The organism is Streptomyces cavernicola (genome assembly GCF_029968035.1).
GTDB classification, from domain to species: Bacteria; Actinomycetota; Actinomycetes; order Streptomycetales; family Streptomycetaceae; genus Streptomyces; species Streptomyces cavernicola.
The window spans coordinates 1-22,397 of record NZ_JASCIQ010000067.1 but is presented as its reverse complement, the minus strand read 5'-3'; the positions used below and the strand labels follow the sequence as shown (position 1 = coordinate 22,397).

General features: G+C 70.6%; 22 protein-coding genes. 6 read left to right on the top strand and 16 right to left on the bottom strand.

All coding sequences use genetic code 11. The features are described 5' to 3' along the window. Positions 1-167 precede the first annotated feature (167 nt). Both QIS96_RS36530 and QIS96_RS36525 read right to left on the bottom strand, forming a co-directional pair. The gene (locus QIS96_RS36530; protein ID WP_282547183.1) at positions 168-503 is read right to left on the bottom strand and encodes an ATP-binding protein; all 336 of its coding nucleotides are present in this window, start codon (positions 501-503) and stop codon (positions 168-170) included. A gap of 132 nt (positions 504-635) precedes the next feature. Continuing rightward, positions 636-1,790 (bottom strand): adenosine deaminase, encoded by a 1,155-nt coding sequence (locus tag QIS96_RS36525; RefSeq protein ID WP_282547182.1) that lies wholly within the window; start codon positions 1,788-1,790, stop codon positions 636-638. A gap of 137 nt (positions 1,791-1,927) precedes the next feature. Between QIS96_RS36525 and QIS96_RS36520 the strand changes: the two genes are divergently transcribed. Next, positions 1,928-2,686: a prolyl oligopeptidase family serine peptidase gene (locus QIS96_RS36520; protein ID WP_282547181.1), complete on the top strand. Its 759-nt coding sequence runs from the start codon at positions 1,928-1,930 to the stop codon at positions 2,684-2,686. Between the two features lie 433 nt (positions 2,687-3,119). On the opposite strand, the gene QIS96_RS36515 is transcribed toward QIS96_RS36520, so the two are convergent. Beyond that, entirely contained in the window at positions 3,120-4,103 is a 984-nt protein-coding gene (locus QIS96_RS36515) for a LysR family transcriptional regulator (RefSeq protein ID WP_282547180.1), read from the bottom strand. 62 nt (positions 4,104-4,165) lie between these two features. On the opposite strand from QIS96_RS36515, the gene QIS96_RS36510 reads away from it, so the two are divergent. Both QIS96_RS36510 and QIS96_RS36505 read left to right on the top strand, forming a co-directional pair. Beyond that, the gene (locus QIS96_RS36510) at positions 4,166-5,479 is read left to right on the top strand and encodes an MFS transporter (RefSeq protein WP_282547179.1); all 1,314 of its coding nucleotides are present in this window, start codon (positions 4,166-4,168) and stop codon (positions 5,477-5,479) included. A 237-nt stretch (positions 5,480-5,716) separates the two neighbouring features. After that, on the top strand, positions 5,717-6,718 hold the full coding sequence (locus QIS96_RS36505) for a sigma-70 family RNA polymerase sigma factor (protein ID WP_282547178.1): 1,002 nt from the start codon (positions 5,717-5,719) through the stop codon (positions 6,716-6,718). On the opposite strand, the gene QIS96_RS36500 is transcribed toward QIS96_RS36505, so the two are convergent. From QIS96_RS36500 to QIS96_RS36460, 9 genes are all read right to left on the bottom strand, one after another. Beyond that, positions 6,614-6,997: an STAS domain-containing protein gene (locus QIS96_RS36500; RefSeq protein WP_282547177.1), complete on the bottom strand. Its 384-nt coding sequence runs from the start codon at positions 6,995-6,997 to the stop codon at positions 6,614-6,616. The two genes, QIS96_RS36505 and QIS96_RS36500, sit on opposite strands and share 105 nt — an antisense overlap. Before the next feature lie 104 nt (positions 6,998-7,101). Next, the gene (locus QIS96_RS36495) at positions 7,102-8,379 is read right to left on the bottom strand and encodes a thymidine phosphorylase (protein ID WP_282547176.1); all 1,278 of its coding nucleotides are present in this window, start codon (positions 8,377-8,379) and stop codon (positions 7,102-7,104) included. A gap of 319 nt (positions 8,380-8,698) precedes the next feature. Next, positions 8,699-9,109: a cytidine deaminase gene (locus tag QIS96_RS36490; protein ID WP_282547175.1), complete on the bottom strand. Its 411-nt coding sequence runs from the start codon at positions 9,107-9,109 to the stop codon at positions 8,699-8,701. 5 nt (positions 9,110-9,114) lie between these two features. Continuing rightward, positions 9,115-10,371, bottom strand: coding sequence for an ABC transporter permease (locus QIS96_RS36485; protein WP_282547174.1), 1,257 nt, complete (start codon positions 10,369-10,371; stop codon positions 9,115-9,117). After that, positions 10,368-11,531 carry an ABC transporter permease gene (locus QIS96_RS36480; protein WP_282547173.1) on the bottom strand — a complete coding sequence of 388 codons (1,164 nt, stop codon included), beginning with the start codon at positions 11,529-11,531 and terminating at the stop codon, positions 10,368-10,370. The genes QIS96_RS36485 and QIS96_RS36480 overlap by 4 nt, the downstream gene beginning before the upstream one ends. Further along, complete coding sequence (locus tag QIS96_RS36475) at positions 11,528-13,216, bottom strand: ABC transporter ATP-binding protein (protein ID WP_282547185.1); 1,689 nt, start codon at positions 13,214-13,216, stop codon at positions 11,528-11,530. The genes QIS96_RS36480 and QIS96_RS36475 overlap by 4 nt, the downstream gene beginning before the upstream one ends. A gap of 137 nt (positions 13,217-13,353) precedes the next feature. Continuing rightward, positions 13,354-14,400, bottom strand: coding sequence for a BMP family lipoprotein (locus QIS96_RS36470; protein WP_282547172.1), 1,047 nt, complete (start codon positions 14,398-14,400; stop codon positions 13,354-13,356). Positions 14,401-14,619: 219 nt separating this feature from the next. Next, on the bottom strand, positions 14,620-15,693 hold the full coding sequence (locus QIS96_RS36465) for a BMP family lipoprotein (RefSeq protein ID WP_408907325.1): 1,074 nt from the start codon (positions 15,691-15,693) through the stop codon (positions 14,620-14,622). Positions 15,694-15,851: 158 nt separating this feature from the next. Beyond that, complete coding sequence (locus QIS96_RS36460; protein ID WP_282547184.1) at positions 15,852-17,084, bottom strand: M20 family metallopeptidase; 1,233 nt, start codon at positions 17,082-17,084, stop codon at positions 15,852-15,854. Between the two features lie 296 nt (positions 17,085-17,380). Between QIS96_RS36460 and QIS96_RS36455 the strand changes: the two genes are divergently transcribed. After that, complete coding sequence (locus QIS96_RS36455) at positions 17,381-17,827, top strand: hypothetical protein (RefSeq protein WP_282547170.1); 447 nt, start codon at positions 17,381-17,383, stop codon at positions 17,825-17,827. Positions 17,828-17,856: 29 nt separating this feature from the next. After that, positions 17,857-18,345: a hypothetical protein gene (locus QIS96_RS36450; RefSeq protein ID WP_282547169.1), complete on the top strand. Its 489-nt coding sequence runs from the start codon at positions 17,857-17,859 to the stop codon at positions 18,343-18,345. Between the two features lie 73 nt (positions 18,346-18,418). Here the strand turns inward: QIS96_RS36450 and QIS96_RS36445 are convergent, their stop codons facing one another. Genes QIS96_RS36445 through QIS96_RS36435 form a run of 3 tightly spaced genes read right to left on the bottom strand, consistent with a single transcriptional unit; the run spans position 18,419 to position 20,035 of the window. Continuing rightward, positions 18,419-19,279 carry a helix-turn-helix domain-containing protein gene (locus tag QIS96_RS36445; RefSeq protein WP_282547168.1) on the bottom strand — a complete coding sequence of 287 codons (861 nt, stop codon included), beginning with the start codon at positions 19,277-19,279 and terminating at the stop codon, positions 18,419-18,421. 14 nt (positions 19,280-19,293) lie between these two features. Continuing rightward, complete coding sequence (locus QIS96_RS36440; protein ID WP_282547167.1) at positions 19,294-19,809, bottom strand: DUF6879 family protein; 516 nt, start codon at positions 19,807-19,809, stop codon at positions 19,294-19,296. Beyond that, complete coding sequence (locus tag QIS96_RS36435; protein ID WP_282547166.1) at positions 19,781-20,035, bottom strand: hypothetical protein; 255 nt, start codon at positions 20,033-20,035, stop codon at positions 19,781-19,783. The genes QIS96_RS36440 and QIS96_RS36435 overlap by 29 nt, the downstream gene beginning before the upstream one ends. Positions 20,036-20,638: 603 nt before the next feature. Between QIS96_RS36435 and QIS96_RS36430 the strand changes: the two genes are divergently transcribed. Next, on the top strand, positions 20,639-21,781 hold the full coding sequence (locus tag QIS96_RS36430) for a methyltransferase domain-containing protein (protein ID WP_282547165.1): 1,143 nt from the start codon (positions 20,639-20,641) through the stop codon (positions 21,779-21,781). Between the two features lie 12 nt (positions 21,782-21,793). Here the strand turns inward: QIS96_RS36430 and QIS96_RS36425 are convergent, their stop codons facing one another. Next, positions 21,794-22,111 carry a hypothetical protein gene (locus QIS96_RS36425; protein WP_282547164.1) on the bottom strand — a complete coding sequence of 106 codons (318 nt, stop codon included), beginning with the start codon at positions 22,109-22,111 and terminating at the stop codon, positions 21,794-21,796. Positions 22,112-22,397: the final 286 nt, after the last annotated feature.

Here is a 22,397-nt window from a genome sequence, read left to right as displayed (position 1 = left end):
CCGAGACCGCTTCCCGGCCCTCAAGGACCGCGTCCTTCGCTGACCACCGCGGGGGGGCCGCCCCCCCCCCCCCGGGGGGGGGGGGCCCCCCCCGGGGGGGGGCCCCCCCCCCCCCGCCGCTCGTCGTCGTCCGCGACCGGGAAGGGGACGGCCGCGGACCGGCAGGATCAGCCGCCGAGCGGCAGACCCTGGACCGGCAGGCCCTCGCCGACCGGCAGGCCGCCGATCAGGCCCTTGACCGGGTCGCCCTCGCCGGCCGGAGCCTGGGAGGCGGCGGACAGGCCGCCCGCGAGGGCCTGCTGACCGGTGGCCAGGTGCTGGCCGGCGCCGGCGGGCAGAGCCTTGCCGACCTCCTCGACCGGCAGGGTGGAGGCCACGTTGCCGACGGTCCCGGCGGCGTCGGTCAGCCCCGGGGCCACGGCCGACGCGCTGCCTGCACCGGCAGCGGCGAAAGCGGCACCGAGAGCGGCGACACCGAGGGTCTTGGCGGCAGAGTGCTTCATGGTGAATACGTCCTCGTGACGGGGATGGAGCGGTCAGGCAAGCTATCCACGGGCCGTACGCGCTCGCAAACACCAAAACGCCACGGAAAAGGGCCGGGAACAAACGTCCCGGCCCTTTTCGACGTATGCGAATCAGCCCGCAGAAGCGACAGAACCGCTGGTAGAGGCGGTCTGCTGGAACAGCCACTCGGATTTCAGCTCGGCATAACCCGGCTTGATGACGTCATTGATCATGGCGAGTCGTTCATCGAAAGGAATGAACGCTGATTTCATCGCATTGACTGTGAACCACTGCATGTCGTCGAGCGTGTAACCGAATGCGTCGACCAGGTGCTCGAACTCGCGGCTCATGCTCGTCCCCGACATGAGGCGGTTGTCGGTGTTGACGGTGGTGCGGAAGTGCAACCGGCGAAGGAGCCCGATGGGGTGCTCGCCGTACGAAGTGGCCGCGCCCGTCTGCAGGTTGGACGTCGGGCACATCTCCAGGGGGATGCGCTTGTCGCGTACGTACGAGGCGAGGCGGCCGAGCTTGACCGAGCCGTCGTCGGCGATCTGGATGTCGTCGATGATGCGGACGCCGTGGCCGAGGCGGTCCGCGCCGCACCACTGCAGGGCCTGCCAGATGGAGGGGAGCCCGAAGGCCTCGCCCGCGTGGATCGTGAAGTGGTTGTTCTCCCGCTTGAGGTACTCGAACGCATCGAGGTGGCGGGTGGGAGGGAAGCCGGCCTCGGCGCCCGCGATGTCGAAGCCCACGACGCCCAAGTCACGGTAGCGGTTGGCGAGTTCGGCGATCTCCAGGGCGCGCGCGGCGTGCCGCATCGCGGTCAGCAGGGCGCCCACGCGGATGCGGTGGCCGTTGGCCTTCGCGCGCCGCTCGCCCTCGCGGAAGCCGGAGTTGACGGCCTCGACGACCTCTTCGAGGCTGAGGCCCCGCTCCAGGTGCTGCTCGGGGGCGTACCGGATCTCCGCGTAGACGACGCCGTCCTCCGCGAGGTCCTCGGCGCACTCGGCGGCGACGCGGTGCAGCGCCTCCTTGGTCTGCATGACGGCGCAGGTGTGGGCGAACGTCTCGAGGTAGCGGGGCAGCGAGCCGGAGTCGGCGGCCTCGCGGAACCAGACGCCGAGCTTGTCGGCCTCGGTCTCGGGCAGCGCCTCGTACCCCACTTCGCGGGCGAGTTCGATGATCGTGCCGGGGCGCAGGCCGCCGTCGAGATGGTCGTGCAGGAGCACCTTCGGGGCCCGTCGGATCTGCTCCGGGGCCGGTGCGGGTGTGGTCTGGCTCGTCATTTCGGCACTGTAACGCCTACGCGCGTAGATGTCTCTGGTTGTACCACTCTTCGATACGGAGACGTGGCCGGCGTCGATACGCAACAGTGACCGGCGCTTGGGGCTGCGTACACCTGGGCTTCTGAGAGTGTTCTGTCATGGCACAGCGAGCAACGCCCTTGCAGGGCACCCGACTTGGCCGTCTCATCGGCGCGGAGAACGCCGCCGTGAGCGGTGTCGTACTGCTGCTGCCCAGCGGCGCCGAGAACTCCACGCGCCGCCCCTCGCCGCTCGCGGTGAGCGCGGCCCGCACGCTCGGCCGGCGCGTGGTGCGGGAGGGGCGCGCGGAGGGGCTCGTCGGCCATGTCGTGCACTACGGCCGGCGCGGCTGGAACGGCCCGGACGCACTGCCGGCCCGCGACGCCCGCTGGGCCGTGGCGGAGGTCGTGCGGCGGTACGGGGACGTGCCTGTGTGCCTCGCGGGGATCGACATGGGCGGGCGGGCGGCGCTGCACGCGGCGGACCATCCGGCCGTCAACTCCGTGCTCGCGCTTGCCCCTTGGCTGCCGGAGGACGATGTCGCGGTGGCGCCCGAACCGGTGAAGCAGCTGAGCGGGCGGCGGGTCCTGATCGTGCACGGCACCAACGACGAGCGGACCGATCCCGAGCTGTCGTTCCGGTTCGCGGAGCGGGTGAAGAAGGCCAACCGGGACACCTGCCGGTTCGAGGTGCACTCCGACGGGCACGGGCTGCACCAGCATCGGGCCGAGGTGGCGGCGCTCGCGGCGGACTTCGTGCTCGGCACGCTGTTCGGCCGCGGCTTCTCCCGCCCGCTCACGGACGCGCTCGCGGCTCCGCCGCCGCTGGGGCTGCGGATGCCGCTCGCCTCCGGCTTCGGGCGGTCACTGCGGGGGTAGGGGGTGCGGCCCCTGCGCCCCTGCGCCCCTGCGCCCCTACGGCCCTGCGGCTCTGCGGCTCTGCGGCTCTGCGGCTCTGCGGCCCTGCGGGCGAGCTGATCCCCACCCCGCCCCTTCCCGAAAGTCCTGCGGACAGCTCCGGGGCTGTGCCCCCGGGCCCCCGGCCGTCGTCTGTCCACCGCGCCGTCGTGGCCGCTCGCGCAGTTCCCCGCGCCCCTTGTCGGGGCTCAGCCCCGGACCCCGTCCATCGCGCTGAGGCGCTCGTCCTCAAACGCCGGACGGGCTGATTTTCGCCGGGGCGGGGCGGGTTTTAAGGGGCGCGGGGAACTGCGCGAGCGGCCACGACGGCGGGTCAGCCGAAAGACAGCGGGGTCTGGGGCGGAGCCCCAGTTCGGGAAGGGGCAGGGTGGGGAGAAGGCCCCGTAGGGGGCCCCTAGGCCAGCAGCCGCCCCTTGCGGCCCAGCAGGAAGCGGCGGAACTCCGCCACCGGAGGCGTCTCCGGGCGGTCGGCCAGCCAGGCGACGCCGATCTCGCGGACCGCGCGCGGCGCCGTCACCGTCAGCTCCACAACTCCCGGGCGGGCGAAGGCAGGTGGGGGCAGCAGGGCCACGCCGAGGCCCGCCGCGACCAGGCCGCGCAGCGTCTCCGCCTCCTCGCCCTCGAACGCGACCCGCGGCCGAAACCCCGCCTGCGCGCACAGGTCGTCCGTGATCCGCCGCAGTCCGAAGGGCGGTTCGAGCGTCACGAAGGCCTCGTCGGCGGCCTCCGCGAGCCGGACCCGCTTGCGCGCTGCGAGCCGGTGGTCCTCGGGCACGACGAGCCGCAGCCGCTGCTCGTCCAGGCGCCGCGCGACCAGGTCGGGGGCGGACGGCACCGGCGAGGTGAGGCACAGGTCGAGCTCGCCCGCGCGCATCCGCTCCAGCATCCACTCGCCGTACCCCTGCACGAGCGAGAACCGCACCCGGGGATGGTCGACGCGGAACTCGCGGATCAGCGCGGGCACCGTCTCCGAGCCCATCGTGTGCAGAAAGCCGAACGCGACCTTGCCGGCCTCCGGGTCCGCGTCCGCGCGCACCGCCTCCGCCGCGCGCTCCACCTCCCCGAGCGCCCGCTCCACCGAGGCGAGGAACGTACGGCCCGCGGGAGTGAGCGAGAGCGTACGGCCGTGGCGGGCGAACAGGTCGACGCCCAGGTCCTGTTCGAGCCGGACCAGGGCCCGGGACAGCGTGGACTGCGGGACCTGCAGCTCGTGCGCGGCGCGCGTGACGTGCTCGGTGCGGGCCACCGCCGCGAAGTACGCGAGGCGCGGGGCGAGCACCGCAGGCCAGGACTCGGCGGCGGGGTCCACGGACCTGCCGATGTCTTCTGGGTAACTGTTCTGCGACAGCCGCCGCCGTGAGCTGCTCTCATGCGCCATGGGATTGATTCTCGCCTGTTCATGCATTGGACGCATCAGGCGCGCGTGCCTACTTTCGACGTATGCCACCTGCCAGTAGCAAGGCGTCCGCCCAACCCGCGGGCGCCCTCACCTCCGCGTCCCCCTCTCCTGCTCCCGCTCCCGCCGCCGAGACCGACACGCGTCTCGCGCCCGGCGGCCCCGGCTACCGCCGGATGAGCTTCGCCCTGTTCGCCTCGGGGCTCGCCACCTTCGCCCTGCTGTACTCGACGCAGGCCCTGCTCCCCGCGATCTCCGCGGACTTCGCCGTCACCGCCGACACGGCGAGCTGGACGGTCTCCGCCGCGACCGGCGCCCTCGCCCTGTTCGTCCTGCCGCTGAGCGCGCTCTCGGAGCGGTTCGGGCGGCGCACGATGATGACCTGGTCCCTGACGGTCGCCGTGCTCGTCGGCCTGCTCGTGCCGTTCGCGCCCGACCTCGGCTGGCTGATCGCGCTGCGCGCCGTGCAGGGCGCCGCGCTCGCCGGTCTGCCCGCCTCCGCGATGGCGTACCTGGCGGAGGAGGTACGCCCCAAGGCGCTGATCGCCGCGATCGGCCTGTTCGTCGCGGGCAACTCCATCGGCGGCATGAGCGGCCGCGTCCTCACCGGCTGGGTCGCCCAGGCCTGGGACTGGCGGGCCGCGCTCGCCGCGGTCGGCCTGATGGCGCTGGTCTGCGCCCTCGCCTTCCGGGTGCTGCTGCCCGCGCCCCGGCACTTCAAGGCCGGCTCGCTGCGCCCCCGGGTCCTCGCCCGGACCGTGCGCGGCCACCTCGCCGACCCGCTGCTCTGCCGCCTGTACGTGATCGGCGCGCTGTTCATGACCGTCTTCGGCGCCGTCTACACGGTGATCGGCTACCGGCTCGTCGACGCCCCGTTCTCGCTGCCGCAGGGCGTGGTCGGCTCGATCTTCCTGGTCTACCTGGTCGGCACGGTCTCCTCGGCGGCCGCCGGCAAGCTCGTCGGACGGCTCGGGCGGCGCGGCGCGCTGTACCTGGCCGTCGGCACGACCGCGTCCGGCCTGCTGCTCTCGCTGTCCGACAGCCTCGCCGCCGTGCTGCTCGGCCTGGTCCTGATCACGGCGGGCTTCTTCGCGGGGCACGCGGTGGCGTCCTCGTCGGTCAGCCGCACCGCCACGGAGGGCCGCGCGCAGGCCTCCGCCCTGTACCAGTCCGCGTACTACCTGGGCTCCAGCGTGGGCGGCGCCCTCGGCGCCTTCGCCTTCCACTCGGGGGGCTGGGCCGGCACGGTCCTTCTCGGTCTGCTCGCGGTGCTCGGCGTGGTGTCGGTGACGCTGTACGGCTCGCACGCGGCGCGGGTGGAACGCCGGGTTCTGGTGGCTGCGGCCGCGCATCACTGAGTCACTTGTCGGCCTTCTCGTGCGGCCCGTCGCGGGGCCGGTCCAGGAGTTCGGACCGGCCCCGCGACGGGCCTCTTCGCTGTGCCGCCGAGACCGCCCGCGCTTGCACGCTGTCAACCCCAACTACCGCTTCGTAGCTGGATTTCCCGGCTCTCGCGCGATTGTCAGCAGGGTCCTGTAACTTCCGAAGTGAATGGTCGGGACAGGCCGTGCGGAGCGGCAGCTGAGGTGGACTCCATGAGTGATCTGGCAACGACGCAGAACGAACTCGACGCCGGCATGCAGAAGTACCGAACAGAGCTGACGGGTTATTGCTACCGCATGCTCGGCTCCGGCTTCGAGGCCGAGGACGCGGTGCAGGAGACCCTGGTCCGCGCCTGGCGGGCGTACGAGAAGTTCGAGGGACGCTCCTCGCTGCGCTCCTGGCTCTACCGCATCGCGACGAACGTCTGCCTGGACATGCTGAACGCCGGCAACAAGCGCGCCCTCCCGATGGACTTCAGCGAGCGCGGCCGCCAGGCCACGGCGCAGCTCAACCCGCAGCCGGACGCCACCTGGCTGGAGCCCATCCCCGACAGCCGCATCCTGCCGTCCACCGCCGACCCGGCGGACACGGCCGTGGTCCGGGAGTCCGTGCGGCTCGCCTTCGTCGCCGCCCTGCAGCACCTGCCGCCGAAGCAGCGCGCGGTCCTCATCCTGCGCGAGGTGCTCGCCTGGAAGGCCAGCGAGGTCGCGGAGCTCCTCGACACCTCGGTCGCCTCGGTGAACAGCGCCCTGCAGCGCGCCCGCGCCACCCTCAGCGAGTCCCCGGTCAACGAGTCGGACCCCGCCGACCCGCTCGACGAGGAGCAGCAGGACCTGCTCCGGCGCTACATGGAAGCGTTCCAGGGGTACGACATGAAGGCCCTGGCCGCCGTGCTCCACGACGACGCCGTGATGACCATGCCCCCGTTCGACCTGTGGCTCCAGGGCCACGACGACATCCTGGCGTTCCTGGTCAACCAGGGCGCGGGCTGCGAGGGCTCCAAGCTGCTCCCGACCTTCGCCAACGGCACCCCGGCCTTCGCGCACTACAAGCCGGACCCGGAGGGCTCGGGCCTCCTGGTGCCGTGGGCGCTGCAGATCATCGAGACGTCAAACGGCCGGATCAGTGGGTTCCACTGCTTCCTCGACACCAAGCGGTGGTTCCCGCTCTTCGGGTTCCCGGAACAGCTCAGCGAGGCCGACCAGGTCCAGTAGCCCCGTCAGGCGGGGGTCGGGGTCGCGGATGCGCATCCCGACCCCGGCTCTGCGGGCGGCGAGGCGAAGCCGGGCCAGGGCCTCGACGGCGGCCATGTCGGCGGCGTCGAGCGCCCCGGCGTCACAGATCACCTCGGTGGCGCCGGTGGCCCTGAGGCCCTCCACCATCTGCTCGCACAGCTGCGGCACCTCGTCCCGGGCGACCCGGGCGCCGAGACCGACGACGAGCGGTTCTGATGCCTTCACACAGAGGAGACCGGCGGACCGCCCGGAACTCATCGGAGGGTGCGCGTCCTTCACGGTACGTGCACAACGCCCGCCGTAACCCGGGCCGCCGGAGGGTTCCCGAAGGCGCTGGGTCACGGCCGGCTGCGGTCCCGGCCTCAGGCGATCCGGTCGATGACGATCGGCTGCGCCGTGAAGTCCGCGCCCTCGGTCGCGATGTCGTACGCGGAGTCCAGCGCTTCCAGGGCGTACTCGAAGCGGTCCGGGGTGTCGGTGTGCAGGGTGAGCAGCGGCTGGCCGGCCTTCACCGGGTCGCCGGGCTTGGCGTGCAGCTGAACGCCCGCGGCGGCCTGCACCGGATCCTCCTTACGGGCCCGGCCCGCGCCCAGACGCCAGGCGGCGACGCCCACGTCGTACGCGTCGAGGCGGGTGAGGACGCCGTCCCTCGGGGCCGCGACGATCTGCTGCTCGCGGGCGATCGGCAGGTCCGCGTCACGGTCGCCGCCCTGCGCGGCGATCATGCGGCGCCACACGTCCATCGCCGAGCCGTCGGCGAGCGCCTTCGCCGGGTCCGCGTCCTGCAGGCCCGCCGCGTCGAGCATCTCGCGGGCCAGGGCCAGGGTGAGCTCGACGACGTCGGCGGGGCCGCCGCCCGCCAACACCTCGACGGACTCCCGGACTTCGAGGGCGTTGCCGGCGGTCAGGCCGAGCGGGGTCGCCATGTCGGTGAGCAGGGCGACGGTGCGGACGCCGTGGTCGTTGCCCAACCCGACCATGGTCTCGGCGAGTTCACGCGCGTCCGCCTCCGTCTTCATGAACGCGCCCGAGCCGACCTTCACGTCCAGGACGAGTGAGCCGGTGCCCTCGGCGATCTTCTTGCTCATGATGGACGAGGCGATCAGCGGGATGGCCTCGACGGTGCCGGTGACGTCGCGCAGCGCGTACAGCTTCTTGTCGGCCGGGGCCAGGCCGTCGCCCGCGGCGCAGATGACGGCGCCGGTGCTGTCCAGTACGTCGAGCATCTCCTCGTTGGACAGCAGGGCGCGCCAGCCGGGGATGGACTCCAGCTTGTCGAGGGTGCCGCCGGTGTGGCCGAGGCCGCGGCCGCTGAGCTGAGGCACGGCGGCGCCGCAAGCCGCTACGAGCGGGGCCAGGGGGAGGGTGATCTTGTCGCCGACGCCGCCGGTGGAGTGCTTGTCGGCGGTGGGGCGGGTGAGGCTCGAAAAGTCCATCCGCTCACCGGAGTTGATCATTGCTGCGGTCCAGCGGGCGATTTCGGGGCGGGTCATGCCGTTGAGGAGGATCGCCATCGCGAGGGCGGACATCTGCTCGTCTGCGACGGCGCCGTTCGTGTAGGCGTCGATGATCCAGTCGATCTGGGCGTCGGTGAGGGCGTGCTTGTCGCGCTTCGCGCGGATGATGCTGATGGCGTCCATGGGTTCACCTTCCAGGTGCGGGTGGTTGGTGGTTGCGGCCTTCTCGGATCCCCTCCCCGCCCCTTCCCGAAAGACTGCCGTCGGCTCCTGGGGGCCAGCCCCCAGACCCCCTCCCCCAAGCTCTCGGCTTCGCTCGAGCAGGGGGGACCCCCATCTCAAACGCCGGAGGGGCTGAATTTGGGCGGCGATACGTGCCCCCGATAGGGGCGCGGGGAACTGCGCGACCAGCCACGACGGCGCTGCAGCCGAATGACGACCGGGGCCCGGGGCGCAGCCCCGAAGCCGTCCGCAGGACTTCGGGAAGGGGCGGGGTTGGGGATCAAGCAAGGTGCCCGGGGCCGAAGGGCTGGGGGAGCAGCTCTGCCAAGGGGGCGACACCCTCGGGTGTCTCCAACAACAGCCCCGCGCCGCCGAATTCGTACAGCAACTGCCGACAGCGGCCGCACGGCACAAGCACCGAACCCGTGCCGTCCACACAAGTGAAGTGGGTCAGCCGCCCGCCCCCGGAGAGCTGCAGCGCCGACACGAGCCCGCACTCCGCGCACAGCCCGATGCCGTACGAGGCGTTCTCCACATTGCAGCCGCTGACCACACGGCCGTCGTCGACGAGGGCCGCCGCGCCGACCGGAAAGCCCGAATACGGGGCGTACGCACGGGACATGGCGTCCCGGGCGGCGACGCGCAGGGCGTCCCAGTCGACGTCGACGGCGGCCTCGGCGGCGGGTGTCACTTGCCTTATCCCCTTCGGTACGGCTTGCCGTTCGCCCTCGGCATCCGCAGGCGCTGCGCGGACAGGGAGAGGACGAGGAGGGTCACCACGTACGGTGTGGCGGTGACGACCTGGGTCGGCACCTCCTTCGTGGTGGCGTACCAAGCAAACACCAGGGCGGAGACGGCGACGGCGATGACCGCGCCGACGTACTTCTTGCGCAGCACCAGCCAGATCGCGCCGATCAGGACGAGGATCGCGATGAGCAGCAGCAGGGCGTGCACGTTCTCGGTGCCGCCGCGCAGCTTGAGGCTGTCGGTGTAGCCGAACAGGCCCGCGCCGAGGGCGAGTCCGCCGGGCATCCAGTTGCCGAAGATCATCGCGGCGAGGCCGATGTAGCCGCGGCCGCCGGTCTGGCCCTCCAGGTAGAAGGGGTTGGCGACGATGGAGAGGAACGCGCCGCCGAGGCCCGCAAGGCCGCCGGAGATGATCACCGCGAGGTACTTGTACTTGTAGACGTTGACGCCGAGGGACTCGGCGGCCGTCGGGTTCTCGCCGCAGGAGCGCAGGCGCAGGCCGAACGAAGTGCGCCACAGGATCCACCAGCTGGCCGGGACCAGGGCGAGGGCGAGGAGGGTCAGCGGCGACATGTTCGTGACGAGGCCGCCGAGCAGCCCGGCGATGTCCGAGGCCAGGAACCAGCCCTTGTCGTTGATGGTTTCGAGTCCGTCGGAGAGGACGGGTACGGAGAACTGGCCGAGCGACTCCACCGGCGGCGACTGCTTCGACGTGCCCTGCGGGACGCCCTCGAAGGCGAACGCGGAGACGTACCGGGTGACGCCGAGGGCGAGGATGTTGATGGCCACACCGGAGACGATGTGGTTGACGTTGAACGTGACCGTGACGATCGCGTGCAGCAGACCGCCGAGCGCGCCGCCCGCGATGCCCGCGAGGACGCCGATCCACGGGCCCCACTGGTAGCCGGCCCAGGCGCCGAACCAGGTGCCGAGGATCAGCATGCCTTCGAGGCCGATGTTGATGACGCCGGAGCGCTCCGCCCACAGGCCGCCGAGTCCGGCCATGCCGATCGGCACGGCCAGCTTGAGTGCGGTGGACATCTGGCTGACGTTGGTGATGCCGTCGGCGCCGGTGACGATGCGGACCAGCGAGGTGAGTGCCAGTACGCCCGCGATGATCAGCAGGAGTACGGGCAGCGTGACGCGGCGGCGGCCGGGCGCGGATGCGGCGGCGGGCCGCTTGTCGAGGGCGGGTGCCGTGCTCATCGGGCCGCCACCTCCTTGTCGTTGTTGTCGCCGGAGGTGCCGGTCTCGCCGGACGTGCCGGGCGCACCGGTCTTGCCGAGGACGTGGCCCGCGGCCAGCTCCTTGCCGACGCGCTGCTGCTGGCGGCGCAGGCCCCAGCGGCCCACGGCCTCGTAGGAGACGACGACCGCGATGACGATCAGGCCCTGCATGATGACGGCGATCTCGGTGTCGTAGCCGCGGTAGTCGAGCTCCGCGGAGGCCTTGTCGAGGAAGGCCCAGAGCAGCGAGGCGAAGGCGATGCCGACCGGTCCGCCGCGGCCGAGGAGCGCGATGCCGATGGCGGTGAAGCCGAGCGAGGTCGGGAACGACAGGCTGTACGTGTGGGTGTCGTTGAGCAGCGTCGGCAGGCCCGCGAGGCCCGCGACCGCGCCGGAGAGCAGCATCGCGGTGAGGACCATCCGCTTGGCGTTGACACCGGAGGCCGCGGCCGCGGACTCGGAGGCGCCGGTGGCCCGCAGGTCGAAGCCGAAGCGGGTGCGGTTGAGGACCACCCAGTACGCGATGCCGAGGGCGACGGCGACGAAGACGAAGCCGTAGAGCTCGCCGGCCGGGCCGAGGTCCAGGTTCGGGAACCAGCCGGAGTCGTGCATCTCGCCGGTGGTCTTGTTGTTGCCCTGCTGGACGCCGAAGACCTTGGGCAGCGTGAAGTAGCCGATGACGGCGGTCGCGATGGAGTTCAGCATGATCGTCGAGACGACCTCGCTGACGCCGCGGGTGACCTTGAGGAGCCCCGCGATACCCGCCCAGAACGCGCCGGTCAGCGCGGCCACCAGGACGAGGAGCGGCAGCTGCAGCGCGCCCGGCAGGGCGACCTTCGCGCCGACGACGGCGGTGACCATGGCGGCGAGCCGGTACTGGCCTTCGACGCCGATGTTGAAGAGGTTCATCCGGAAGCCGACGGCCACCGCGAGCGCCGCGATGTAGTACCCGGCGGCGGCGTTCAGGATCAGCACCTGGATGTCGGCGAAGCCGGCCTGCTCCAGCATGATCGCGTACGGCTCGAACGGGCTCTTGCCCGAGGCGAGCAGCACGACCGAGGTGAGGAGCACGGCGACGACCAGCGCGATCGCCGGTCCCGCCGCGCCGAGGAGCAGCCGCTCCTTGTCGAACTTCTTCATCGGGCCTCGTCCTCCGGGGCGGCGGCTTCTTCGGTCTTCTCCGGCTGGTCTCCGGTCTCCCCCGACGGCCGGTCTTCGGCGGCCCCGGACTCGTCGGCGGGGTGCTCCAGGTGGCCGCTGGCCGCGCCCGTCATCGCCGAGCCCAGCTCCTCCGGGGTGATGTCCGCCGGGTCGGCGTCGGCGACGAGCCGGCCGCGGTAGATCACGCGGAGCGTGTCGGAGAGACCGATCAGCTCGTCCAGGTCGGCGGAGATCAGGAGCACGGCGAGGCCCTCGCGGCGGGCCTCGCGGATCTGGTCCCAGATCTGCGCCTGCGCGCCGACGTCCACGCCGCGGGTCGGGTGGGCGGCGATCAGGAAGCGCGGCTTGTGGCTCATCTCGCGGCCGACGATCAGCTTCTGCTGGTTGCCGCCGGACAGCGAGGCCGCGGTGACGTCGATGCCGGGGGTGCGTACGTCGTACTCCTCGACGATCCGCCGGGTGTCCGCCTGGGCCGACTTGAGGTCGAGCCAGAAGCCCTTGCTGTTGGGGCGCTCGGTGACGTGGCCGAGGATGCGGTTCTCCCAGAGCGGGGACTCCAGGAGCAGGCCGTGCCGGTGCCGGTCCTCGGGGATGTAGCCGATGCCCTGCTCGCGGCGCCTGCGGGTGGGCCAGGAGGTGATCTCCTCGGGCTCGCCCGCCGCCTCGCCGGCCGAGCCGACCTCGCCGGTGGCCATGCGGAGCGTGCCGGAGTCGGCGCCCTTGAGGCCGATGAGCGCGTCGATCAGCTCGGTCTGGCCGTTGCCCTCGACGCCCGCGAGGCCGAGCACCTCGCCCTCGTGGATGGTGAACGAGATGTCGTCGAGGAGCGCGCGGCCGCCCTCGCCGAGCAGCTTGAGGTTCCGCACCTCGATGACCGGGCGGTCGGTGACGGTGGACTCGGCGGTCTCGGGCGTGGGCAGCTCGCTGCCGACCATCAGCTCGGCGAGCTGCTTGGCGGTGGTGTCCGCCGGTACGACCGTGCCGACGGTGGTGCCGCGCCGGATCACGGTGATCTCGTCGGCCACGGAGAGGACTTCGCCGAGCTTGTGCGAGATGAAGATGACCGAGAGGCCCTCGGCCTTGAGCTCGCGCAGGTTGTCGAAGAGCGCGTCGACCTCCTGCGGCACGAGCACCGCGGTCGGCTCGTCGAGGATCAGGGTGGTGGCGCCGCGGTAGAGGACCTTGAGGATCTCCACGCGCTGCCGGTCGGCGACGCCGAGGTTCTCGACGAGGGCGTCGGGGCGGACCCCGAGGCCGTACCGCTCGGAGAGTTCGACGATCTTGGCGCGTGCCTTGGCGCCGATGCCGTGCAGTTTCTCGCTGCCGAGGACCACGTTCTCCAGGACGGTCAGGTTGTCGGCGAGCATGAAGTGCTGGTGCACCATGCCGATGCCGCGCGCGATGGCGTCACCGGGCGAGGCGAACGCGACCTGCTGCCCGTCGACGGCGATGGTGCCCTCGTCCGGCTTCTGCATGCCGTAGAGGATCTTCATCAGGGTGGACTTGCCGGCGCCGTTCTCCCCGCAGAGGGCGTGCACGGTGCCCTTGCGGACGGCGAGACGGATGTCGTGGTTGGCGACGACTCCGGGGAACCGCTTGGTGATTCCGGTGAGTTCGACGGCGTGGGCCGTTCCCGCCTCCGGCGGGCTGCTGGACGTGGCGATGGCGCACTCTCCTGGGAAAGGGGGCCATCTACACGCGTAGCGCCCCTACTTGGTGTCAGACGGTCGGCCGACGGGGCGCCGGGAGAAAGCTCCTCCCCGCGCCCCGTGCCGTACCGGTGTCCCTGTGGGTTACGGGGTTACGGCTTGTCCTTGACCTTGATGTCGCCGCTGACGATGCCCTCCTCGGCCTTCTTCACGGCGTCCTGGATCGCGGTGTCCTTCGCGAACTTCGGGTTGGAGTCGGACAGGGCCACCTCGCCCGACTTCAGGTCACCGCGCACGACGCCGGTGGTGGGCTTGCCATCCTGCACCGACTTGGCGAGGTTGAACACGGCCTTCGCGACGTCCTTGGTCGCGGACGTCAGGATGTACTCCTTGTACGCGGCCAGGGGCTTCTGCGCGTACTGGTCGGAGTCGACGCCGATGGCCCACTTCTTGGCCTTGGCGGCGGCCTCGATCACGCCCTGACCGGAGAGGCCCGCGGCGTGGTAGACCACGTCGGCGCCCTTCTCGATCTGCGCCTCGGCGGCGGCCTTGCCCTTGTCGGGGCTGGTGAAGCCGCCCTCGTCGGCGGTCTCCGTGAGGTACTGCTTCTCGACCTTGATCTTCGGGTCGGTGTCCTTGACGCCCTGCGTGAAGCCCGCCTCGAACTTGTGGATCAGCGGCACGTCCACACCGCCGACGAAGCCGACGGTCTTCGACTTGCTGGCCTTGGCGGCGGCGACGCCCGCGAGGTACGAGGCCTCCTGCTCGCTGAAGACCAGGGACGCGACGTTCTTCGCCTTGATGGTGGAGTCGTCGACGATGCCGAAGGTGACCTTCGGGAACTTCTCCGAGGCCTCCTTCACGGCGGGCGCGTAGGCGTAACCGACGCCGATCACCGGGTTGTAGCCCTGCTTGGCCAGGGAGACCAGGCGCTGCGTCTTGTCCGCGTCGGACTCGCCGTCCTTGGGCTCGACGGCCGTGCCCTTGTACTTGAACTCCTTCTTGGCCTGCTCCATGCCGGCGGTCGCGGCGTCGTTGAAGGACTGGTCGCCCTTGCCGCCGACGTCGTACGCGATGCCGACGCCCTTGGACTCGCCGCTGCCGGACGCGTCGCTCGAGGTGCCGCCACAGGCGGAGACGGAGAGGGCGAGGGCGGCGGACGCCACGCCTGCGACCGCTATTCGGGAAACCCGGCGCATGTGAAGTGCTCCTTCGTACCTGCGCCGACACGGAGGGGTTCGACGCTGACTCCGCCGCAGATTAACGCGCGTAGACCGACGAAAGAACCCCTTCCGGCAAACCCGTTATCGGGCTGTGTCGGAGGCACCCCCTCGGCCCCGGCGCGTACTTGCTGTACGCAAACGGGCGGGCACCCGGAGTCCTCCCGGATGCCCGCCCGACGACGGCTCCCGCATGCACTACGGGGCGGTCGCGACCTCGATCTTGCCGTCGACGATGTCCTTCTTCGCCCGGTCGACGGCGGCCTTCAGGCCCGGGACCTTCCCGAACTCCGGGTTGGACTCGGTGACTCCGACGCCGCCCTCCTTCAGCGAGAACCGCTGCTCACCGCTGAGCGGCTTGCCGCGCTCGACCGACTCGGCCAGGGCGAACACGGCGCCGCCGACGTCCTTCGTGGCGGAGGTCAGGATGTAGTCCTTGTACTTGCTCAGCGCCTTCTGCTTGTACTGGTCCGAGTCGACGCCGATGGCCCACTTCTTCTCCTTCGCGGCGGCCTCGACGACGCCCTGCCCGGAGAGGCCGGCCGCCTGGTAGATCACGTCGGCGCCCTTCTCGATCTGCGCCTCGGCGGCGGCCTTGCCCTTGTCGGGGCTGGAGAAGCCGCCCTCCTCCGCGGTCTCGGTCAGGTACTGCGTGATGACCTTGATCTTCGGGTCGGTGTCCTTGACGCCCTGTGCGAAGCCCGCCTCGAACTTGTGGATCAGCGGCACGTCCACACCGCCGACGAAGCCGACGGTCTTCGACTTGCTGGCCTTGGCGGCGGCGACGCCCGCGAGATACGAGCCCTGCTCCTCGTTGAAGACCAGCGGGGCGACGTTCTTCGCCTTGACCGTCGAGTCGTCGACGATGCCGAAGGTGGTGTCGGGGTAGGCCTCCGCGGCTTCCTTGGTGGCGTTGGCGTAGATGAAGCCGATGCCGACGACGGGGTCGTAGCCCTGCTTGGCGAGCTGCTTGAGGCGCTGCACCTTGTCCGCGTCGGACTCGCCGTCCTTGGGCTCGACGGCGTTGCCCTGGTAGCCGAACTCCTTGCGCGCCCTCTCCAGGCCCGCGTACGCCGCGTCGTTGAAGGACTGGTCGCCCTTGCCGCCGATGTCGAAGGCGATGGCCATGCCCTTGTCGCCCTTCTCGCCGGACCCGCCCGAGCTGGTCTCACCGCAGCCGGTGACGACGAGGGCGAGCGCGGCGACGGCCGCGGCGGCGTGCGCACATCTCCGAGTGATACGTGTCCGAGTGGTACGAGGCATTCGACCCATGGGAAGCACCCCTTCATCCCCGACGCGCCGCTGCGGGCGCCGATTTTTGGCGCACCGTAACGCGCGTAGAAGCACGGGGCGTCTTCATTGCCCGCGCCGTTACCGAAACGTGCCGCCGCACGGATGCGACGGCACGGCACGGTACGTACGAGGGCGGGCTACGGGCGGACGTCCAGGAGGGCGGCCGCGGTGAACAGCTCCACGCCCACGGTGATGGCGTGCTCGTCGGCGTCGAAGTCGCCCTGGTGCAGGTCGCGTACGGTGCGCTCGCCCGGCGTGCGGACGCCGAGGCGGGCCATCGCGCCGGGCACGTGCTCCAGGTACCAGGAGAAGTCCTCGCCGCCGAGGCTCTGTTCGGTGTCCTCGATGCCGGCCGCGCCGCGGCGCGCGGTCATCGCGTCGGCCAACAGCTCAGTCACCGCAGGGTCGTTGACGACGGGCGGGACGCCGCGGATGTAGTTGATCTCGGACTTGGCGCGGTGCAGGTCGGCGATCTCCTGGATCGCGCCGTGCACCAGGTCGGGCGCCGCCCGCCACGCGTCGAGGTCCAGGCAGCGCACGGTGCCGGAGAGTTCGGCGTGCTGCGGTACGACGTTGCAGGCGTGCCCGGACTCGATCCGGCCCCAGGTCACGGCGAGCCCCGAGCGGGCGTCGACCCGGCGGGCCACGAGCGCGGGCACGTCGGTGACGACCTTGGCGGCGGCGGTGACGAGGTCGGTGGTGAGGTGCGGCCGCGCGGTGTGCCCGCCGGGCCCGTCGAGGGCGACTTCCAGCCGGTCGCAGGCCGAGGTGATGGGCCCCTGCCGCAGCCCGATCCGGCCGGCGTCCACCCGCGGGTCGCAGTGCACGGCGATGATCCGCCCGACCCCGTCGAGCACCCCGGACTCGATGGCGTCCGGCGCCCCGCCCGGCAGCACTTCCTCGGCGGGCTGGAAGATCAGCCGTACGGGATACGGGAGTCGGCCCTGCTCGTGCAGCTCGGCGAGGACGAGCCCGGCCCCGAGCACCACGGTCGTGTGCACGTCGTGCCCGCAGGCGTGCGCCCGGTCGGGCACGGTCGACCGATACGGCGCGCCGGCCTTGGTGTCCGGAATCGGCAACGCGTCGATGTCCGCCCGCAGGGCGAGCACGCCCCGCTGCTCTTCCGCGTCGGGGCTGCCGATGTCACACACGAGCCCGGTCCCGGTGTCGAGCACGCGCGGCGCGAGCCCGGCCCGCTCAAGACGCGCCTTGATCGCCGCGGTCGTACGGAACTCCTGGTTCCCCAGCTCGGGGTGCATGTGCAAGTCACGCCGGAACGCGATGAGTTCACCCCGAAGCTCGTCGGAAAGGGTGCCGGGCAGAGCCTCGGGAACATCAACGACTTCGGCGACTTCGGCCTCGCGGGACATCAGTTGGTTCACCCTGCGAAGGGTAGGCCGGTTCCGGCCCCGACCAACCCGAGATCAACAAAACTTCAGCCAGATTGACGTACGAATCTTGGGCGTTGTGTGTGTGGGTGGGGGGTGTGGGGGGTATGACGTTTGGTTTGTTCGGGCGGTGCGCGTCGTCCGCCCGGCCGACGCGAAGCCGACCGGCTCAGATCTCGCTCAGATATCCCCCGCCGAGGTTCTGCCCGGCAGATCCACGCGTAGGTTTGCCCGAAGCCTGCCTGACCAGCAGGCACAACCACAAAGGGGGAACTCCTATGCGCAGCACACTGCTGAGACGCACTCTGATTCCTGCCACGGCCCTCGCTCTTGCCGCCGTTCTGCCTGCGCAGGCGAGCGCGGACACCAGCACCGACCTCGATCCGGTGCCCATCCCCACGGCAGAGCAGATCGCCCAGGAGGACGCCTTGGCCGCGCTTCCTGTGGTGACCGAGGGCGATGCCAGGCTCGTCGTCGCGAAGGCCAAGGTGAAGGTCGACGTGAAGATCGGGGCGGAGATCGGAGTCACCACAGGCCACGAGTACCGCAGGAAGATCGCGAGCGGTAAGTACGGGCACCTCCAGTACGGGTCCTGGGGCTACAAGACAACCTGGGCCAAGTACGAGACCAGCGCGGATCGTTGTGGGAAGAGGCTCCTGAGGAAGGGGCGGGCGACGCTGCCCACGTCGGAGACGGGCTGGCGTTACTGGGAGACGAACTCATGACGGTTCGAGGCAGGTCCGCCAGGACGGGCATGGTGCTGGGTGTCGGCGTCCTGTGTGCTGTCGCGCTCGCAGGGTGTTCCGAATCTTCCGGGAAGCCGGAGTCGCCCACGAAGCAGCCGGCGCCGACGTCGTCCTCCAAGCCGCCGAGCGAGCCGGACAGGCCGGACAGGCCGGACTCGAAGCTGGGCAAGCAGGCCGAGGCGGCTCTGGACACGGTGACCGTCGACGATCCGGAGTTCGTGGAGTCCGGCCTCGAGAAGGTCCGCGACGGGGTGCACGTGGAATCGCTTCTGACCCGCGGCAGGTCCTACCGACTCGGTGTTTCATGCGCCGGTAAGGGCAGAGTCGAGCTCACCGTCCGCACCGAACCCAGGCCGGTGGCACGACATTTGGACTGCGACGGCACAGCCACCTACGTACGCATCACGAAGGCACCGGCCCGGCTCGCCATCGACGCCGAGGGCAAGCGGGACGCGACGGGGATGGTCGCCTGGCGGATCAGCGAGACAGGCGCATAGCTCGGGCCCGACCGCCCACGAGCGCCGCTCCGCTCCTCACTGCGGGGGCGGAGCGGCGCCCCGACGCAGCAGTTCAGACCAAGGACGCCACCGCATCCGCGATGAGGGCCCGGCTGGCCGCTCCTCGTACGGCTGCCTGCGAAAGCCGTTCGAAAGCACGGGCGTACAGCTCGACCTGGCTCGGCTGGGTGAGCGTGGAGGCGGCGTCCAGGGTGTCGGCGTGCACTCTCCGGTCGTCGAAGACCGTGAAGGTCGGCATGGGCCACACGGCCCGCTGTTCCGCGAACGGGACGATGCCCACGGCGACGTTCTGAAGGTCCATGGCCCCGAGCAGGTGGCCGAGCTGCGCCGCCATCGTTTCGGCGCTGCACAGCCGGTAGCGCAGCACCGACTCCTCCAGTACGAACGAGAACCGGCGACCGCCGTTGTGCAGTACCTCGTTACGCCGCATGCGGGCTGCAACGGCCTCGCTCACGTCGTCCGGGGTTCCCCGGAAATCGGCGATGGAGGACAGCAACGCGGAGGCGTAACCGGCGGTTTGGAGGAAGCCGGGGATCACGTCGGACACGTAGACGCGGAAGGTCTTGGTCTCCCGGTAAAGGTCACCCGTGCTCTCCTGCAGCCGTCGCAGACCGGTCCGCTGAAGGCGCTTCCACTCCACATGCGCCTCAGCGGACTGCCTGTTGGCCGCGATCAGATCAGGGGCCTGGCCCTCTGCGCCACAGGCCCGGCACCACGCTTGGATGTCCGCATCGGACGGCGGTGTCCTGGCGTTCTCGATACGGGACGACTTCGACTCGGACCAGCCGCATCTGGCGGCCAGCTCCCGCCCAGTGAGTCCGGCGTCCTTCCGGATCTCACGCAGGCTGCCGGCCAGGGCCTCCCGTGCCCTCTGAACCCGTGAGGAAACGTGGGAGGAGGGGTGCGGGGGCATGGAACCGAATTTCGTCAGACCTTGAACTGGCGGTGGGGTATGGCTTGTTCCCAGACCGCTTCGAATGCGGCGGAGCACAGCTTCACTGCTTCAGGGTCGGTCGTGATCTCGTCCTCCATCACCGCACCGTCACCCGAGAAGTGGTGCACCCGGAGCAACTCGTCGTCGAACAGCCAGAAGTCGTTTGCCGGCAAGGCGATGGCCGTGGCCTGTCTCCTGGGCAGCCAGCGGACCTGCTCCCCCGCCGTCACGTTGGCGTGGGTGACGTAGTGCTCCCACCGGATGTACTCCGACACCGGCTCGGAGACCACCCGCGCCCGGCGGATCACCACACCTCTGGCCACTGTGTCGGCAATCAGTTGGTCATAGGGGTGCCACCAGGACTCACGCTCCTCCCAGTTGATCCGCTCGCCTCGCTTCCACGCATCGAACCGTTCTGTGGCGGCGTACGAGTCGCGCAACTCCAGGTGGACAGCGGATCGTTCACACTGGCCGAGCAGCTCAGCGAAGTCGGGCACGCTCGACGGCATCGCACGCCTCCCTGATCATCGGGATCATCCGGGCCGGGATTCTGACGATGGCCTCGCTTTCGGGCACCGAACCGTTCGCGGGGCTGCTCGCCTCACATTCCGCCTGGGTCTTCGGGGTCGGCTTCCACCCCTGCAACAAGATCTCTTGAGCTTCCGCGTCGGCCCACACGGTGGGGCAGTGGTCCCGGTCGGTGTCGGGGTCGATCCCGACGAACCGTACGGCCATGGCAGGCTCCCTGGTCCAGGTACTTGCTCGGACTTGCAGCAGCTTGCTTGACCTCGGAAGAACGCGTCAATACCGCATCCAGACAAGCGAATTGGCGTGCAAGTCGATGCAAGTTCGTGGAGCCCGGAGCTCCCCGATCCCTACGGTCATCGTCACCGCACCGACGCGGAAATCGACGGGAGGAGCCGACATGGCAGGCGGAGGCGAGAGGCACGGGATCGGACCGGCTGACCACACGGGCAGCGCGCGAGGCAGACGGTTCCTGTCTGAGCTCGCCGAAGCATTCGGCGTCGACGGGAGGGTGCTGGTGACCAAGGCGGCTCCCGGTGGCCCTGAAGGCGGCGACCTGCCTCCCGGCGACGGCCTGACCTGGCCGAACTGCCCAAGCGGCAGCCCGAAGTGCCCCGACTATCAGCCCGGTGCCGAGCGCGCGCGACATGCTCGCCACCGCACGTGATGAGGCACGGCCCGGCAGGGCGAACACCACCCGCCATCACAGGAGGAATCATGGGAAAGCACGGCGGCAAGCCCGCACCGATCAAGCCGTGGACGCCGCCACCTACCCCACCCAACCCGGACGGCAACGGAGGCCGGTAGTTCCTCATGACCGACCACCGCACCGTGTGTGAGACCGCGCTGGAGACCATGGGGGCCTTCCGGTCCCCGTGGCTCCGTGCCGCCTTCCGCACCATTGAGCGCACCGACTTCGTGCCCGACCGCATCTGGCTCATCACCGCCGACGACGAAGGTACGTATCCGCTGGTCGACAGGGCCGGGGACGAGTCAGCCTGGCTGGCTGCCGTGTGGGACCCGCACCGGTCCGTGGCGATCCAGCTCGATGACGGCGACGTTGCAGCGACCGGCCCTGCCTCGGGCGATTTCACTTCGTCGGTGTCGGCACCGGACATCGTGTTCGAGAAGCTGAATCACCTCGACCTCGAACCCGGACACCGCGTCCTGGAGATCGGGCTCGGCTCGGGCTACCACACCGCTCTGCTGTGTGAGCGCGGGGCACAGGTCACGAGTATCGACATCGACCCCGATCTCGTCGACGCCGCCACTGCACGGCTCAAGCGCGCCGGATACCCGGCCCGGACCGTCCGCGGTGACGGCCTGGACGGGCACCCGGCCAACGCTCCGTACGACCGGATCATCGCAACCGCGTCCGTACGCGACATTCCCGACGCGTGGCGTGAGCAGGCCGCCGACGGAGCGATCGTGCTCACCCCGTTCAACACGGCGTTCGCGGATGGCGGCCTGCTCAAGCTCCGGGCCCAGGACGGAGTCCTGTCGGGCACTGTCGTCGGCTCGGCCAGCTATATGCCCGTGCGCGCCCACCGGTGGCACCACCGCCTCCCGTCCCCGGACGCCTACGTCCAGTCCGCGTCGCCGGTGGACCCGGCACGCGTCCTCGACGGCACGTGGGCGCAGAGCTTCGCGCTCGGCCTGCGCGTCCCGGACATCCACCGCACCTGCCGCACCGGCGAGGACGGGCGGCAGGCTCAACTCTGGGATACGGGCGGCACGTCGGTCACCGTCGTCGCCTACGCCGGCTGGAGCGAGGAGGGCGCCGTCACGCAGTGGGGCCCGCGCAACCTGTGGGCGGAGGTCGTCGCCGCGTACACGGCCTGGCGCACGAGCGGTCAGCCGCACGTCACCCGCTACGGACTGACGTACGACGACACCGGGCGGACCCTTTGGCTCGATGCCCCGGACAAACCGGTGCGACTCCCACCTGACCAGTAAGTGGAAGCAGTATTACGGTAGTTGGGCAGGCTCACCGCCGCACTCACTCGCGCGGAGCCGCTCTCCCCTGCTGACGGCAATACGGCACACATCGCGCAACGCCTCTGCCATCCGGTCGGCCAGGAACCTCAACTGCGCGGCGGTCACCTGGGGGTCGGCGAGCATGTCCGCCGCGTGATCGAGCAGCTCATCAGCCATGTCGAGCTGTACGGATTCGACATTGTCCGCGACTCGGGAGACATGGCTGGCGCCCGTGCCGTCGCTGATCAGGTAGCAGGGCTTGCCGTCCGGGCCGGGCCAGGGCAGGAGGCGTACGGTCTGGTGCGTCACGCGGGGACCTCCACGCCGTGGATGCGGCTCGGGCCCACGTCGATCCCGTACGAGGAGAGCAACAGGGCGCGGCGTCGGGCGCGTTGGAGGCGGGCGGTGTCGATGGGCAGGGCCGGGGTGGGCGTCGGACGGCATGTGGTGCAGCGCGGAGGGGCTGCACGCCTTGGCCGGTGGCGGCCCGTCGGCGGGAAAAGCAGCTTCAGGAGGGGCTCTAAGCAGCGGGCGATAAAGTTCAGCACGTCGACCTGCTTCCGTCAGGTTGTCCATGCCCCCGGGCCGTTACCAG